The sequence below is a fragment of the Bradyrhizobium sp. IC4059 genome (assembly GCF_020193615.1).
Classification (GTDB): Bacteria; Pseudomonadota; Alphaproteobacteria; order Rhizobiales; family Xanthobacteraceae; genus Bradyrhizobium; species Bradyrhizobium yuanmingense.
The window spans coordinates 297664-312472 of sequence record NZ_JADYVH010000006.1 but is presented as its reverse complement, the minus strand read 5'-3'; the positions used below and the strand labels follow the sequence as shown (position 1 = coordinate 312472).

Sequence of the window (14809 nt, the reverse complement as noted above, 5' to 3'; positions counted from 1 at the left end):
GAGGCTAGTGTCGAGACCTGTCAGGATAACTGGAACAACAGAGGTCCGACATGAAAGCCGTTGTCGTCGAGCAATACGCCCCCATCGATCAGATCGAGCTGAAGGACGTACCGCCTCCGTCCATGGAGGCGGGACAGCTGCGCATCCGGGTGGAAGCTGCCGGGATTGGCTTCGTCGACGGCCTGAAGATCGAGGGACGCTACCAGACCAAGGACCCCCTGCCCTTCATTCCCGGCACGGAATTCGCGGGTGTGGTGACGGACGCGCCCGGCGCACCGGGCGGCTACCAGCCCGGCATGCGCGTGATGGGGATGACGCGCTCGGGCGCGCTTGCCGAGGAGATCGTCGTCAGGCCTGAAGCGGTCCATCCCCTGCCGGATGGCGTCGCAGCCGAGGTCGCCGCCTCGTTTCGCGCCAATTACCTGACGGCCCTTTATGCGCTGGGCGCGCGCGCTTCGCTGGCCGCAGGCGAGCAGCTTCTCGTGCTGGGTGCCGCCGGCGGCACTGGGATTGCGGCCGTCCAGATTGGAAAGCTGCTCGGCGCTCGCGTCATCGCGGCTGCATCAACACCAGAGAAGCGCGAGTTTGCGCAGGCGCATGGCGCCGATGCGGTGATCGACTATACGCAGGCCGGCTGGCGCGACACGCTCAAGGAGTTGACGGCAGGACGTGGCGCGGACGTGATCTTCGATCCCGTTGGCGGCGAAATCTCGGTGCAGGCATTTCGATCCATCGCCTCGCGCGGACGCCATCTCGTGGTCGGCTTTGCCGCCGGCGCCATTCCCGCGCTGCCGTTCAATCTGCCGCTTCTGAAAGGCGGCGCCTTGCTCGGTGTCGATCTCGCGCAGATTCCAACGCGCGAGCCCGATGTGCAGAAGCGCCTGATGTCACAATTGACGGACTGGCTTGCCGATGGCCAGTTGAAGCCCGTGGTCGGCCAAGTCTTCGCCTTCGAGGATTTCCGCGCGGCATTCAAGACGATGCAGACGCGCGCTGCGCTCGGCAAGATGGTGTTGCGCATCGGGCGATAAGATCCACAAACGGAAACCGAGCATTTCCGCACGTGCGCTTGTGACCGGGCTGCGGTCCCTTAGATGTGGCCGATCCTCCCACAGAGACCTGATCGATGACCCCACCGCTCGAATTCGGACTGGATACCTTTGGCGACGTCACAAGAGATGCGTCCGGCGACATGATTCCGCATGCGCAGGTGATCCGCAACGTGGTCGACGAAGCGGTGCTGGCGGACGAGCTCGGTCTCGATTTCATCGGTCTCGGCGAGCATCACCGCGCCGATTTCGCGATCTCCTCGCCGGAGACCGTGCTCGCGGCGATCGCATCGCGCACCAGGCGCATCCATCTCGGCTCGGCCGTGACGGTGCTGTCTTCGGACGATCCCATCCGCGTGTTCCAGCGCTTTGCCACGCTGGATGCGGTCTCGAACGGACGCGCCGAGGTGATCCTCGGCCGCGGCTCGTTCACCGAATCCTTCCCGCTGTTCGGCTTCGACCTGCGCAAATATGAAGAGCTGTTCGAGGAGAAGCTCGATCTGTTCGCCGCGCTCTTGTCGCAGCAGCCGGTCACCTGGCAAGGCAAGCTGCGCCCGCCGCTGAAAGATCAGCTGGTCTATCCGCCGGTCGAGAACGGCAAGCTGAAAACCTGGATCGGCGTCGGCGGCAGTCCGCAATCGGTGGTGCGCGCCGCGCATTACGATCTGCCCTTGATGCTGGCGATCATCGGCGGCGATCCCGCGCGCTTTGCGCCCTATGTCGAGCTCTATCATCGGGCCTTCAGGGAGTTCGGCCGCCCGGCCCAGCCGATCGGCGTGCATTCGCCGGGCTTCGTCGCCGAGACCGACGCGCAGGCACGCGAGGAGCTGTGGCCCGATTACAAGGCGATGCGCGACCGCATCGGCAAGGAGCGAGGCTGGCCCCCGATGGGACGCGACGAGTTCGTCCATGAGGCCGAGCACGGCTCCCTCTATGTCGGCTCGCCGGAAACGGTGGCGCGCAAGATCGCGAAGACCGCAAAGGCGCTCGGGCTTTCGCGGTTTCAGTTGAAGTATTCGGCGGGGCCATTGCCGCACGAGAAGCTGATGCGGAGCATCGAGCTCTACGGGCGGAAGGTGGTGCCGATGGTGCGGGAGATGATGGGGTAAGCGTGCTTTCGAGACCGTCTCGGTCCGCCTACGCCCTGCGGCTACGGCGCGACAGCCTTCGCTCACTTCGCGCCACGAACACTTATGCTGGCTCGCCTAGCCGTAGCTCGCGAAGCGAGCGAAGGCTGGTGGGGGAGGCAGGACTCGAACCTGCGAAGCCATGAGGCGGCTGATTTACAGTCAGCTCCCTTTGCCACTCGGGACACTCCCCCGCTCGACGGCAGCACAATCGGGCCGGACCTTGCCGGCGGACCGAAGACGGCCATGGAACGTGAAGGCCGCGGCAACCCGTATCGGGGCGCGACCGGGCGCGTTTATGGGCGAAGCGGTGGGGCAAAGTCAACCGAGGCAAGCAGCTAAAATCGCCCTCGAAGCCACTCAAATTGCCATATTGGGGTCCCCGTGACACAAGCGAGCCCATGAAGGACAAAAAATTCGCCCCGAGGGGCCCCCGCAGGGGGGCTAAGCCCTTCAACAAACCAGGGAAATCGACCGGCCGGCCGGCTTGGCGCGAACGCGATTCGCACCCCGACGGGCCCGTCATTCTCTATGGCTGGCACACCGTCACCATGGCCCTCGCCAACCCGCAGCGGCGGATCCGCAAGCTGACGCTAACCGAGAACGCCGCGCGGCGGCTGGCGGACGAAAACATCGCGACCCGCATCGCGCCCGAGATCGTCCGTCCCCAGGAGATCGACCGCCTGCTCTCGCCCGACGCCGTGCATCAGGGCCTGCTCGCCGAGGCCGATCCCCTGCCCTCGCCGGACATCGAGACGCTCAAGCAGGAAGGCATGGTGCTGGTGCTCGACCAGATCACCGATCCGCACAATGTCGGCGCAATTCTGCGCTCTGCAGCGGCCTTCGCGGTGAAGGCGATCGTGATCACCGCGCGTCACAGCCCCGAGGCGACGGGCGTGCTCGCCAAGGCCGCCTCCGGCGCGCTGGAGCTTGTGCCTGTCGTCACGGTGCAAAATCTCGCCCGCGCCTTAACGGCGTTGAACGAGCGCGGCTTCCAGACCGTCGGTCTCGACAGCGAAGGTACCGAGGACCTCTCGAACGTCACACTGCGCGAGCCGCTCGCGCTGGTGCTCGGCGCCGAAGGCAAAGGCTTGCGGCAATTGACGCGCGAGACCTGCAGCGTCGTGGCGCGGCTCGACATGCCCGGCGAGATCAAGAGCCTCAACGTCTCGAATGCGGCCGTACTCTCGCTCTATGTCGGCGCGAGCCGGCTGGGGCTGATGAAGCGCTAGCGCTTTAGGCGCCGCGCATATCCGGACGATTGCTAGACTACGCTTGTTTTGCCCGACGGATCAATCTAAGTCTCTGTTTTTCCGAAATTTGGGGTTCGAACAATGAGCTAATGAGCGATGCTCGCTCATCTCGGGCACATTGCGCTTCAAGTCCTTGATTTCACTGTTCCCGGCTACTGTGCATGGGGTTGTTTTGAAGAGAAAGCAAAACGCCCGTCCGCATCACGCGAACGGGCGCTTCGCAAATCTCAACCGATCAGAGATCAGTAATAGCGGCGCAGCACGCGGTGACCGCCATAATAGCGCGGCGCATGGCGGTGGGCGTAGCCGTAGCGGTGAGCATGGCCGTAGTGAACGCGCGGCAGATAGCCGTAGCGGGGACCGTAGCCGTAGCGATAGGGACGGAAGTACGGGCGGCGATAGGGATAAGCGGCCGGCGGCGCGACCGCAGCGGCACGATAGCCATAGCCATAGCCGTAATTGGCGGGCGCGACGACCGCGTCCTCGCGATAGGTCGGGTACGGCGCGAAGGCGCCCGGACCGGTATAGGTCGGACCCTGGTTGACGTAATAATACTGCGTGGTCGGCTCGGCGAGACGCTCATAGGCGCCGTAGCCGTAGCCGTAGCCATAACCATATCCGCCGCATCCGGTGTTGCAGCCGGCATAGACCGGCGCAACGGGCGCGCATGTGCTGAAGCCGCAGGCCGCGGCCGGCACGGTGGCGGCGAACATCACGGCAGTTGCCGCGACCAGTCCCGAAATCATTTGACGCATTACTCTCTCCTGTTGATTTCCGTTTTTGGTTTTCACGTTTCTCAACCCGGCGGCCTGCCGGGTATCTCTGTGCGCGGCCGCGGCCGCGGGGGCCGAGGACGGTCGTTGATCTCGGGCGCGTAGATCACCGGCGGCGGATCGACGGGCGGATCCATCTGCGCCGGCAGCGGCGCGGACGAGGCACCCCAGCTCTGGTGGTAGCTCTCGGCGGGCTTGGGCAATTTGCGGTTCGCCGGCGGCTCGACCTCGAGCCGGCCGTAGCCTGGCCGCAGGCCCAGCGTCGGATAATAATGGCCGACGTTGTCGGGCTGCCGCTCGGCGATATAGCGTCCGCCATAGATCGTGGGCTGCACCTGCTGGCCCTTGCCGAGGCCCCAGGTGCCCTCGACGACGGCGTAGGACGCATCGATGTTGTTGATGATTACTGGCACGCCGGGACGGCCGGGAACGACGATCTCGAAGCCGGCTGCAAACGCGGTTGCAGGCAGTCCGATCAGAAAGGCGGCGAGCGCCACGGCACGCATGAGGAGACCCCGGTTATCCGGGCGCAACCTAACCGATCGCGACGCAGAGAGAGTTAAGGCCTGCTCACCAAATTCCGGTAAGCCTAACGTGCAAGGATTGCGCGCCGCTCAAATGTTGCACGGCGAGCTAGTGAAGCGTTAACGGCGCGGAACCGCGCGGCTGGAACAGCGTACTGCTCACATCGGTTTGACGGCTCGCATCCGAAAAATCCCAAGGTTGCATCGGAACGTCCTGCGCCGTCAGCGTTTAGCTCCTGTCAACAAAATGGGAGCGAACAACCATGACCATCAAGCTTCTCGGGGCCACGGCGATCGCAGCGACCATGCTGGCAGGCTCTGCCATGGCGCAGACCGTCGTCACCAATCAGGGCCGCTGCTCGGCGCAATTCCCGAACGCCAATTGCCAGACCTTCGGACCGGGACAGGCCACCACCGAGAGCGGCTACCGCCACCGCCGCGCGACCTATCGCCAGACCAACCGCGACTGGAATAACGACTGGAACAGAAGCCCCACTGGCTTCTGGCCGACCGACGTTGCGGCGGGCGCTGTCGGGACGGCGGCCGGCGTCGCGGGCGCCGCGATCGGCACCGCCGGCGCGATTGCCACCGCCCCATTCCGAGGTTGGGACAATTCCTACGCCTATGACAATTCGTGGGACCGCGGCTGGGACAATCGTAGCTGGGACAGGCGCACCTATGCCCAGCGCAACGGCTTCGTCTGTACGCCCGGCACGTACTTCAAGGGCGCAGACGGCCGCCGGCAGCTCTGCCAGTAAGCCGGCTTGAGCCGAACGCGACACATCGGGCGGCCCGCGCGGCCGCCCGATTCACGTCCTGCGACGACGACCTGCCGGTTCTGGCACTTTCCGATTAAGTCTGGTATTGCGGCGCGCACGGGTAGACGGGGCCCGGCGCGAGCCGAGCTCTGCCCTGCCTCTTGAGGCATCGCCGGCTTAGCTCAGCGGTAGAGCAGCGGTTTTGTAAACCGAAGGTCGGGGGTTCAATCCCCTCAGCCGGCACCAGCTTCTGACGCGAAGCTATTCTCCGGCAGCTCATCCAGCCGCCAGAGCCCGAGGCTCTTGTCGCGCCAGCCGCCACCGCCCTCCTCGCAACGCTCGTCGATCACTGCCTGCGGTGCCGGCCAGCCGAACGGCGCTTTCTCCATGTTGAGCGCGCGCCAGTCGCCATCCTCGCAATCGTGATTGTCGTCCCACTCCGGAAAGGTCGTGACGAGCAGGAAGCGCGCGCCGCTCATCCGAAATTGCGCGAGCGCGCGATAGATGTTCGCAAAGCTCAAATGCACCAGGCAATCCCGGCAGAGAATGACGTCGGCGTGCGGCAGCTCATCGCGCGTGATGTCAGCAACGAGAAACCGACCGGACGAACCGTCAGCTGCGACACGCCGGCGGTTTGCATCGATCAGCGACGGTACGATGTCGATGCCGGTGTAATCGACATCGAGCTTGAGCCGGCCGATCCAACCTGCATCGCCGCAGGGCGCATCGAGCAGCGAGCGCGCGCCGAGCCGTTGCAGCAATGCAGGCAGCGCCTGCTGGATTGCGGCTGTGGCGACATCCTCCGAGCCGAGGCCGGACACCGAAGTGGCCGCGCCCCAGAGGTTGGTCCGCTCGATCCGCGCGAACCGCGCGGCGAGATCCAGCCCTGAGAAATTGTCACGGTCGGCAACGAAGCGTTCGTGCGCAAGCACGGGGGGACGATCGGCGGTCATTGGGCGAGCCTTTTGCGGCGCGGGTACACTATACAATCCGGCCGAACTGTTCGAAATTGCCTGGCAGCGAACCTACGCATGTCATTCGTCTCGTCGAGACGATGCGCTCCACCACGCCCAAAGAGAAGGCCAAGATCGTCGCCGGCGCGGTGACGGCCGTCGTCACGACGGCCATGCTTTTCGTGCTTGCGCTCGGCCTTGTGCTGTCGCACTAGGCGCGATCTAAAGCCCCCCGTTTTCGCATCGAAAATCGCCGGCCCGGAACCGGCTCCGGCGCCAGCCGTTGTCAGCGCATGCGGATCCGGGAAGAAAACCGAAACATGATTCTGCTGGCGACGGTGACGCTGTGCTGTAGCGCCGTGGCCGGGACGTTGGCGCTGTTCGAGCCGGCGCCGGGGCGGGCGCCCGATAAGCTGGTCGCCGATAGAGCCGTGATCGACCCCACTCCGCGCACGCCAGCTCAGATCCCGGTTCGGGTGGTCGGCGCGCCGTTCGAGCCCAACGTCAATCCGCGCGAGCGGTAGCGCTCACCTCGGCCAGGCCTTGCTCACCTCGGCGAGGCCTTGCTCACCTCGGCGAGGCCTTGGCGCCCTCCTCGGGCCGGCCGTGGACACGCGCCAATTCCTCGACAAACGCGATCACCTCCGCCCGCTTGTCGGGCGGCAGCGTCAGGAACGCGCGGATGAGCCTCAGGCCCTCCGCCTCGTTCGGTCTTTCTTTCGATGCATCCATCTGCCCAGTGTCGGGCTACCGGGAAAAATATGCAACCCTTGCAAACAGCCTTGATTCGAAGCAGCCGCTTTGCTGGAATACGCGCGGCTGAGGTGGATCATGAAATGGATCAGGGAGCGCGACGCACTGATCGCGCAGACGCTGGCTTTCGTCCAATCGGTGACCGGCAGGAAGGATGACGTCCTTCAGCCGGAGGCGCCCGCATCTGGCCCGGCCGTCGCGATGGAGATCGTCACCGTGGAGGCGGTCACCGTCGAGATCGAACCGCCGCAAGCCCCCTTTCCGCCGCGGCCCGCGCCTCTGCCGACGCGGACGAGCGGCGAATTCCGTGCCGAGATGCAGGCCCGCATCGCCAATTTCCGCAAGCACCAGGAGCGCTTCGAGCGCGAACGTGAGGAATATTGTGCGGCGACCCTGACCAAATTGCGTGCAGCCATCCGCGACGCCTCAGGTCCGCCGGCCGAATAAGGCCCGGCCAGGGCCCTACAGCCAGGACCCTACAACCACGACCAGACCAGCCAGAGATTGGCCGCGCAGGCGCCGAACAGCGCCAGCGTGAGCGGCAGGAGCATGTGCCCGCAGGATGTGTTCAGGTCGCTCGTCATGGCCGAAAACATCCGCTGATTCCGGCCGAAGAGTCCCAGGGATTCTTTTTTCCGGGATTCAGGACTCGTTAAGGACTCAAGGGCCGTCCACGACGATCACGGGCGCGTGATCGGGCGGGTGGCCGGAACCCTCCCCCCGTAAGCTCGTTAACGGGCATTCCTGGAGTCGGGATGCATGCCCTACGCCCTCTTCTGCAATGACGCCCAAATCAGCAAGTCCTATCCGAGCGAGGCCGACGTCTGGAAGCTCGCCGAGCGGAGTGGTCTCGTCGTGGACGTGACGGCGGACGACGAGCGGCCGGGACCGCGCCGGGTGCTCGACAATGATTACAAGATCGAGCCGTGCCAGGCGGCTCAAGGCGAGGACCCCGCCAAGAACAAGGCGGAGGCCGATCGGCAGTCCAGAATGGAGCTCGAGCTGAATTCCTGAGCTCCGGCACGGAGCCGGAGCGAAAGCTCAGGGGGTGGCCGCCACAAGCGAGGCTTGCTCGCCCGGCATAGTCACGCAGGCCTTGCGGCGGTGCAGCCCGCGGATGGCGCCGGTGACCTTCATGACCTTGCCCGACGGACATGAAGCGTCCTTGACGAAGGCAACTTCGTACGGTGCCAACATCAGAGGCTCGGATCTGAGGATTGTCTGTGCAGAGCACGGCAGGCAGCCGAAGAACGAGAGCACCACTGCCGACACCAAGATACGCATGTCCGTCGTCCCACCTGCCCGGTAATTGTCATATAACGCGTTCCGGAGCGCGAGTTCCGTAAACCGCAAAAATTATTTTTGCTTTACGCCAGCCCCATGACGCGCGTGAGAAGGCGCGCCAGCATCGTTTGCAAGCAAATGACGCGCCAAATGGTTCACGGAATGCAAAGAAAGCAGGCGCCGGAGGCGGCAGGCCGGCAAACGAAAGGCCGGCGGAGCCGGCCTTTGTCAGGTCTTGATGTTCAGGTCTTGGATCTTCAGGTCTTGGATCTTCAGATCTTGGGTCGGCGCTGACCGTCAGTACCGCGAGGCGGCCGGGCCGCCCCAGCCGAAGCGATAGTTCACCCCGGCCTTGACGGTATGCTCGTCCTCCCGGCCACGAACGCCGACGATGTCAGCCGGGCCGGAGGTGAAGGTCGTGCTGCCGAAATTGTAATATTGATACTCGGCCTTGGCCGACCAGTTCGGCGCGAACATGTATTCGAGGCCGGCGCCGACCGTATAGCCGTCCTTGTTGTTGCCGGTGGTGGTGAAGGCCTGCGGCACCCCGGCGATGTTCACGCCAAGGCCGTTATTCCGCCAGGCATAACCGCCCTTGGCGTAAAGCAGCGTCGGTCCCCAGGTGTAACCGATGCGACCGGTCACCGACCCGATCTGGTCGGTGTTGGATGTCACCTGCGTGCCCAGCGGGAAGATGGCGCCATTGTTGTTGGTCGGCAGCCAGGAATACTGGGCCTCGATACCCACCACCCAGTTGGGCGCGAACTGGTAGTCGAAGCCGCCCTGCACGCCGCCCAGGAAACGCGCGTCGCTCGACTGGAAGCTGTTGTCGCCGGCAAACGCGCCGCCGAGATGGCCACCGATATAGAAACCGGTCCAGTTATAGATCACCTGCGGCGGCGTGACCGGAGCCTTGGTATAGGCGCGCGGCTGCATGTCGGCCGCTGCGGCCGGCGCAACCAGCGCCAGCAGAGCTGCTGCACCCAGCAAGATCGACTTCATGATCATCCCCGTTCTTTCATTACGACACTCGGGAAACAACGTGGCGTGAATTGGGTTGCTTCGCGGCAATGCCGGAACGTTGATCGTTCGTGACTGTGACGGCGTGGCAACAACACGAATTTGTTCCGTCAATTCGGCTGCGCAAGGCCGCCGCCACGATTTGTCGCAAGACGAAACCACCCCGTTCAAAGCTCGCCGAAATGTGATCCAGCGGCTCCGGCTCCTTCTGTCTAACACCGGGCGATAAAGGCTGCCTTTGCGCTACCGCGTCATCTTTTCCAGTTCCGGAAACGGTGCGTAAACCGCACCGGCGCAGAGATCGCTGGTCTGGTCGACCACGCGGTCCGCCCGGCCGTTGACGAAGATCACGGCCCGCTCGCGCATGCCCTTGTAGCTCCCATCCGTCTCGCGCGGGGTGAAGTGCAGGCAGCTCACATAGAACTGCCGGCCGCCGACCTCGCGCTGCACCGGCTCGGCCATGGCGGCATTGCGCACGCCGACCGGATTGTTGAGGTAGGCCCGCATCAACGCCACCGTGTCGTTCCGGAAATTGTCGGGAAACGGCTGCGGCCCGCCGGCCTGGGTCCCGCCCATGAAAGTCGGACGGTCACTGTCGCTGCCGAAACATGCCGCAAGCGCCAGCGGCAACGCCAGGATCACCGCACATCTCGCCAATCGCCCCACAGGCCCCGCTCTCCGCTCGAACAGATCAGGAGACGTTCTAGCCCCAAGCCGGGATGAAGGGAATTCGCTTGCAGCGGCGCAAACAGCGCACCGGCCAGCCGCCGACATCTCGGGCTTCCGCCCGAGGCGTGGCAACGGGCCGGGCCTGACGTCCGCGCGCGGCGGCGGGCAATGCCAGGGATGCCGCCGCGCGCGATCAGTCGTCAGTTGCGCTTGTCAGACGTCGCGGGCTTGGTCACATCCGGCTGCGCCTTCTGCGACTCCTTGGCCGTGACCTGCTTGTCGTGATGGCGATGCTTGCTCACGCTCTTGTGCTGGTCGGTGGTGACCGCGGCATTGGCGTCCATTGCCTTCGACTTGCCATCCACCTTGGCGTCCGTCTTGACATCGGAAGCCTTCGCGTCCGTCGTCTTCACGTCCGTCTTGGCGTCGGTCTTGGCGTCGGCCTTGACGCCGGGTTCCGGATTTGCGGCAGTGGTCGCCGCCTTGGTCTGGCTCTGGTCGGCCTTGATCACGGGCGCGGCTGTGGTGGTCTTGCCGGCCTCGGCGGCGAACGCCGGGGCTGCGATCACGGAGGTTGCGAGCAAGGCTGCAGAAATGGTCTTCAACATGGTGGTCTCCTCTTGGAAGGATCATCAGGCGGCGCCCTCTCGCCCCCATCGATCGTGGGAAGGAACATAAGCGGGGTGCACTGAACCCAATCTGAAGCCCCTTGCAGGCTTCCGTTCATCTCGATGACACGTTTGTCATCCACGGCCGGGCGAATAGATCGTGCGACGCGGGAATGTTTTTGCCCGAGAGGTGTTCCGGTCTTCGGGCAATCGTGTAGGATCGCCACGTTCCATACCGGAGAACTTAGATGCGCAAACTCTCAATGCTCGTTGTGCCGGGACTCGTCGCTATGACACTGGCGGCCGCGCCGGTGCTGTCCAGCGCGTATGCCGCCGCCGGCGACGACCCTTCGTCGCCGCCGAAATCGGACACCTCGACCAAGAAGGGCAAGAAGAAGAGCTCTTCCGTCAGCGACCCCAAATTCCTCGCGGCCTACCGCACCGCCTACGCCGCGATCTACGACAAGCACGATTACAGGGGCGCGATCGACCAGCTGAAGTCGCTCAAGCGCAACGACGTCGCGGACGTCGCCAACCTGATCGGCTACTCCTATCGCAAGCTCGGCGACTACCAGTCGTCGAAGGCCTATTATGAGCTGGCGCTGAAGGACGATCCGAACCACGTCCGCACCTGGCAATATTACGGCCTCTGGCAGCTCGAGCAGGGCAACCGCGAGCAGGCGCAATACCACCTCGACAAGATCGCCTCGCTCGCCGGCACCGGCAGCTCGGAATATCGCTCGCTGGCCGAAGCGCTCGACAAGCCGACCGGCGCGACGCTCGTCTACTGAAGGCATCGCATCTTCGAACGACGCGAACGGGCACAACCTTTCAGGTTGTGCCCGTTCTGCTTTCTCGGCTAGCTTTCGCACCGACCTCCCTCGCAAACCGGTAGCGCAATGGATACGTGGCTGCGATCCGCGATCGACTACATCGGCTCCTGGATCGAATACCAGCTGACGACGATCCAGCAGCCGGGCGTCATCGTGGCTTTCGCTCATCGCGGCGAGGTCGTCGCCGAGCATGCGTTCGGCCTCGCCAATCTCGACACCGGCGAGAAGCTCACCCCGCGCCATCGCTTCCGCATCGCCTCGCACTCCAAGAGCTTCACCTCGGCCGGCATCATGAAGCTGCGCGAGCAGGGCAAGCTCCGGCTCGACGACCATGTCGGCCGATATGTCGGCGGCCTTGATCGGCGCGTCGCCGAGACCACGATCGCGCAAGTGCTGTCGCACAGCGCGGGGCTGACGCGCGACGGCGCCGATTCCGGCCAGTTCATCGACAGCCGCCCCTATCTCGATGCCAAGGAGCTGCTTGCAGAATTGAAGCTGCCGACCGCGATCGACTCCGGCACACGCTTCAAATATTCCAATCACGGCTTTGGCCTGCTCGGCCTCGTGATCGAGGCTGTTGCGAAGGAGCCCTACTCCGTCTGGATCAAGCGCGAGATCATTGCGCCCGCCGGCCTGCGCGAGACGGAGCCTGACGCACCGTTTCCCAAGGGCGCAGCGTTCGCGCGCGGCCACACGCGCAGGGTGCCCTTTGGCGAGCGTTGCGTGATCCCGGGCGACAATCCCGCCCATGCAATGGCATCTGCCGCAGGCTTCGTCGCCACCGCCGCCGACACCGCCCGCTTCTTCGCGCAGCTGGCGCCCAACGCGAAGAAGAGCGTGCTGTCGGTCGCCAGCCGCCGCGAGATGACGCGAAACCATTGGCGCATCCCGCAGAGCTTCGAGGCCTATTACGGCTTGGGCGTCAATGCCGGCAAGACCGATGGCTGGGACTGGTTCGGCCATGGCGGCGGCTTCCAGGGCTATATCTCGCGGACCTGCTCCATTCCCGCTTGCGAGCTTGCAATCAGCATCCTCAGCAACTCGATCGACGGCGCGGCGCCGTTCTGGATGGACGGCGCGATGCAGATCCTGCGCGTCTTCCAGACCCGCGGCGCCCCCGACCGGCGCGTGCGCGACTGGACCGGGCGCTGGTGGACGATCTGGGGCGCGACCGATCTCGTCCCCGCCGGCAACCGCGTGCTCGTCGCCAACCCGCAGTTCAACAACCCGTTTATGGATGCCGCCGAAATCGAAGTGACCGGCCGCGACACCGGCAAGCTCGCCTGGGCTGCCGGCTATTCCAGCCACGGCGAGCCGGTGCGCCGGGTCCGTGACAAGCGCGGCAAGGTCAGCGACATCTGGATTGCCGGCGCGAACGTGAAGCCAAAAAAAGTCGTCGCACGCGAGATCGCGCGCCGGTATCCGCCGCGCAAGCGCCGGCCTACTCCCGAATGAGCGCCTCGACCTCGCTTCGGAACGCCTGCCGCGATCCGTCGCGCGAATAGAACATGTGGCCGCCGGGATAGACCACGAACTTCACGCGCTGCGTCACGAAGGCCGGCAGCTGGTCGAGCACCCGCCTCGTTGCGAAATAGGGCGTGGCGAGATCGAACAGGCCGTGCGTGACCAGCACGTTCAGCTTCGCATCGGTGGCGAGGATCTGGCGCAGCTCGGAAACCGATTGCGGCGGGTTGATGCCGCGGCCGAAATCCCATTGCCCTTCGACGGCACCGTTCAGGACTTCATATGAGCCGCCGGGCCGCCAGTTGAGCTTGCGCGAGAGCACGTCGACCGCGGCGCTCGTCAGCGGTGCCTGGAGCGGATCGCCGGAGGGATCGCCGAAGCGCGAGCTGCTCGAATTCGGATAGGGATCGAAGCCGCGCACCGAGGCATCGTAGCGTCCGGTCACCTTGCCGTTCTTGCGGTCGAATTCGCGGCGGAATTCACCGACGTCGAAGCGGCCGGCGAGGCGGCGGCTCACCGCCTGGTCGATGCCGGTGAGTTCGGCGACCTTGTCGGCCAGACGCGTGGTTGCCTCCTTGTCCGCCTCGCCCCTGACGAGATCGGTCAGGAATTCGCCGCGCGCGTAAGCCTCGACGTCGGCGAGGTCGGCACGCTTGACCGGACGTTTGGCTTCGCGCGCCACTGCCACGTAGCTCGGCAGCGTCGCGACATATTGCAGGAGGCTCGTGCCGGTGAACTCGCGGAAATCCAGGAGCGGCGAGACCAGGATCAAGCCCCTGACGCCGACGCCGTGCTGGAGCTGCAACTGGCGCAAGACCTTGGGGCCGCGAATGCCGCCATAGCTTTCGCCGGCGACGTATTTCGGCGAAGTCAGCCGCTCGTGCTTTTCGAGCCAGCGGCGGATCACGAGCGCGATCGAGTTGGCGTCGCCATCGACGGAGTAGAACGATTTGCGGGCATCCTCGCCGCTCGCCACGAAGCGGCTGTAGCCGGTGCTGACGGGGTCGATGAAGACGAGATCGGTGAAGTCGAGCCAGGTCTCCGCATTGGGCTTCACCTCGGGCGAGGCCGACGGCGACAGGGCCTCGCCATCGAGCGGCAACCGCCACGGCCCGGCCGCGCCGAACTGAAGCCAGGCCGAGGACGCACCGGGCCCGCCGTTGAACAGGAACGTCACCGGACGCGTGGCGCGCTCGGCACCGTCGAGCTGGTAGGACGTATAGGCGATGTCGGCCAACGGCTCGCCTTTGCCATCGAACACGCGGATCGACCCGGCGGTGGCCGTGAAGTTGAGGGTCCGGCCGGGCAGATCGAGCGTCTGTTTCGTGGTCGAATCCGGCGGCAGACGGTGCGGCTCGGCCGCGGACGACGACGTCTGCGGCGCGCCTTGTGCGCCACCGCCGCGGCCCCCCTTCTGTCCGGCCGGCGCGGCCGCCTCGGAGCGCGGCTGCGGCGCATCATCTGCGTGTGCAAGGCCGACGAACGCGAAAGCCGACACCGCCAACACCAGGCCCGCGCGGCGGAGCGCCGGCAAAGTCGTGACCATGATCATCCTCCGTGTCCGGCCGTGACCGCCGGGGAGTCAGAAAGGTAGCGCCAAATTACGACGGTTTGGGGAATCATTGGCGGTGCGGGCCCTGAAGCGGCCGGCCGGGTTCAAATTGCCCGGTTCTGTGCTTAAGTCCGGTTGGACCGTCCCCATTAGCTTTGGTGGGCGGTCATCCTCGACAATACGGGCCTA

18 protein-coding genes and 2 tRNA genes are annotated in these 14809 nt (G+C 65.0%); 10 read left to right on the top strand and 10 right to left on the bottom strand.

What is annotated here, in order from left to right:
* Positions 1-50: 50 nt before the first annotated feature.
* Positions 51-1031 (top strand): NADPH:quinone oxidoreductase family protein, encoded by a 981-nt coding sequence (locus tag I6F12_RS20780; RefSeq protein ID WP_225157126.1) that lies wholly within the window; start codon positions 51-53, stop codon positions 1029-1031.
* Positions 1032-1126: 95 nt separating this feature from the next.
* Positions 1127-2158, top strand: a complete 1032-nt coding sequence (locus tag I6F12_RS20775; RefSeq protein WP_109143328.1) for an LLM class flavin-dependent oxidoreductase — start codon at positions 1127-1129, stop codon at positions 2156-2158.
* Between the two features lie 126 nt (positions 2159-2284).
* On the opposite strand, the gene I6F12_RS20770 is transcribed toward I6F12_RS20775, so the two are convergent.
* Positions 2285-2370, bottom strand: a tRNA-Tyr gene (locus I6F12_RS20770).
* Positions 2371-2577: 207 nt separating this feature from the next.
* Here I6F12_RS20770 and rlmB point away from each other — a divergent pair.
* Entirely contained in the window at positions 2578-3408 is an 831-nt protein-coding gene (gene rlmB / locus I6F12_RS20765; protein ID WP_225157125.1) for a 23S rRNA (guanosine(2251)-2'-O)-methyltransferase RlmB, read from the top strand.
* Between the two features lie 263 nt (positions 3409-3671).
* Here the strand turns inward: rlmB and I6F12_RS20760 are convergent, their stop codons facing one another.
* Positions 3672-4184, bottom strand: a complete 513-nt coding sequence (locus I6F12_RS20760; protein WP_225124867.1) for a hypothetical protein — start codon at positions 4182-4184, stop codon at positions 3672-3674.
* Positions 4185-4225: 41 nt separating this feature from the next.
* Positions 4226-4708, bottom strand: a complete 483-nt coding sequence (locus tag I6F12_RS20755) for a hypothetical protein (RefSeq protein WP_109143325.1) — start codon at positions 4706-4708, stop codon at positions 4226-4228.
* Between the two features lie 281 nt (positions 4709-4989).
* Between I6F12_RS20755 and I6F12_RS20750 the strand changes: the two genes are divergently transcribed.
* A complete protein-coding gene (locus tag I6F12_RS20750; RefSeq protein ID WP_225157124.1) occupies positions 4990-5484 on the top strand; it encodes a hypothetical protein in 495 nt (164 codons plus the stop codon).
* 171 nt (positions 5485-5655) lie between these two features.
* Positions 5656-5730: transfer RNA gene (locus I6F12_RS20745), tRNA-Thr, on the top strand.
* Here the strand turns inward: I6F12_RS20745 and I6F12_RS20740 are convergent.
* Positions 5718-6437, bottom strand: coding sequence for a class I SAM-dependent methyltransferase (locus tag I6F12_RS20740; RefSeq protein WP_225157123.1), 720 nt, complete (start codon positions 6435-6437; stop codon positions 5718-5720). The genes I6F12_RS20745 and I6F12_RS20740 overlap by 13 nt on opposite strands.
* A 320-nt stretch (positions 6438-6757) precedes the next feature.
* Between I6F12_RS20740 and I6F12_RS20735 the strand changes: the two genes are divergently transcribed.
* Positions 6758-6961, top strand: a complete 204-nt coding sequence (locus I6F12_RS20735) for a hypothetical protein (protein WP_050991987.1) — start codon at positions 6758-6760, stop codon at positions 6959-6961.
* A gap of 43 nt (positions 6962-7004) precedes the next feature.
* Here I6F12_RS20735 and I6F12_RS20730 read toward each other — a convergent pair whose 3' ends face one another.
* Positions 7005-7169 (bottom strand): hypothetical protein, encoded by a 165-nt coding sequence (locus I6F12_RS20730; RefSeq protein WP_167361680.1) that lies wholly within the window; start codon positions 7167-7169, stop codon positions 7005-7007.
* A gap of 99 nt (positions 7170-7268) precedes the next feature.
* Between I6F12_RS20730 and I6F12_RS20725 the strand changes: the two genes are divergently transcribed.
* Both I6F12_RS20725 and I6F12_RS20720 read left to right on the top strand, forming a co-directional pair.
* A complete protein-coding gene (locus tag I6F12_RS20725; RefSeq protein ID WP_036010583.1) occupies positions 7269-7637 on the top strand; it encodes a hypothetical protein in 369 nt (122 codons plus the stop codon).
* A 312-nt stretch (positions 7638-7949) separates the two neighbouring features.
* Complete coding sequence (locus tag I6F12_RS20720; protein WP_036010552.1) at positions 7950-8204, top strand: hypothetical protein; 255 nt, start codon at positions 7950-7952, stop codon at positions 8202-8204.
* 27 nt (positions 8205-8231) lie between these two features.
* On the opposite strand, the gene I6F12_RS20715 is transcribed toward I6F12_RS20720, so the two are convergent.
* The 4 genes from I6F12_RS20715 to I6F12_RS20700 all read right to left on the bottom strand — a co-directional run bounded on the left by I6F12_RS20715 (position 8232) and on the right by I6F12_RS20700 (position 10771).
* Positions 8232-8474 (bottom strand): DUF6719 family protein, encoded by a 243-nt coding sequence (locus I6F12_RS20715; RefSeq protein WP_036010549.1) that lies wholly within the window; start codon positions 8472-8474, stop codon positions 8232-8234.
* Between the two features lie 297 nt (positions 8475-8771).
* On the bottom strand, positions 8772-9476 hold the full coding sequence (locus I6F12_RS20710; RefSeq protein ID WP_036010580.1) for an outer membrane protein: 705 nt from the start codon (positions 9474-9476) through the stop codon (positions 8772-8774).
* Positions 9477-9737: 261 nt separating this feature from the next.
* Positions 9738-10133 (bottom strand): hypothetical protein, encoded by a 396-nt coding sequence (locus I6F12_RS20705; RefSeq protein ID WP_036010577.1) that lies wholly within the window; start codon positions 10131-10133, stop codon positions 9738-9740.
* A 230-nt stretch (positions 10134-10363) separates the two neighbouring features.
* Positions 10364-10771, bottom strand: a complete 408-nt coding sequence (locus I6F12_RS20700; RefSeq protein ID WP_225157122.1) for a hypothetical protein — start codon at positions 10769-10771, stop codon at positions 10364-10366.
* A 248-nt stretch (positions 10772-11019) separates the two neighbouring features.
* On the opposite strand from I6F12_RS20700, the gene I6F12_RS20695 reads away from it, so the two are divergent.
* Complete coding sequence (locus tag I6F12_RS20695; protein ID WP_036010542.1) at positions 11020-11562, top strand: tetratricopeptide repeat protein; 543 nt, start codon at positions 11020-11022, stop codon at positions 11560-11562.
* 108 nt (positions 11563-11670) lie between these two features.
* A complete protein-coding gene (locus I6F12_RS20690) occupies positions 11671-13059 on the top strand; it encodes a serine hydrolase domain-containing protein (protein WP_225157121.1) in 1389 nt (462 codons plus the stop codon).
* On the opposite strand, the gene I6F12_RS20685 is transcribed toward I6F12_RS20690, so the two are convergent.
* Positions 13046-14614 (bottom strand): peptidase S10, encoded by a 1569-nt coding sequence (locus tag I6F12_RS20685; RefSeq protein WP_225157120.1) that lies wholly within the window; start codon positions 14612-14614, stop codon positions 13046-13048. The two genes, I6F12_RS20690 and I6F12_RS20685, sit on opposite strands and share 14 nt — an antisense overlap.
* Between the last annotated feature and the right edge of the window lie 195 nt (positions 14615-14809).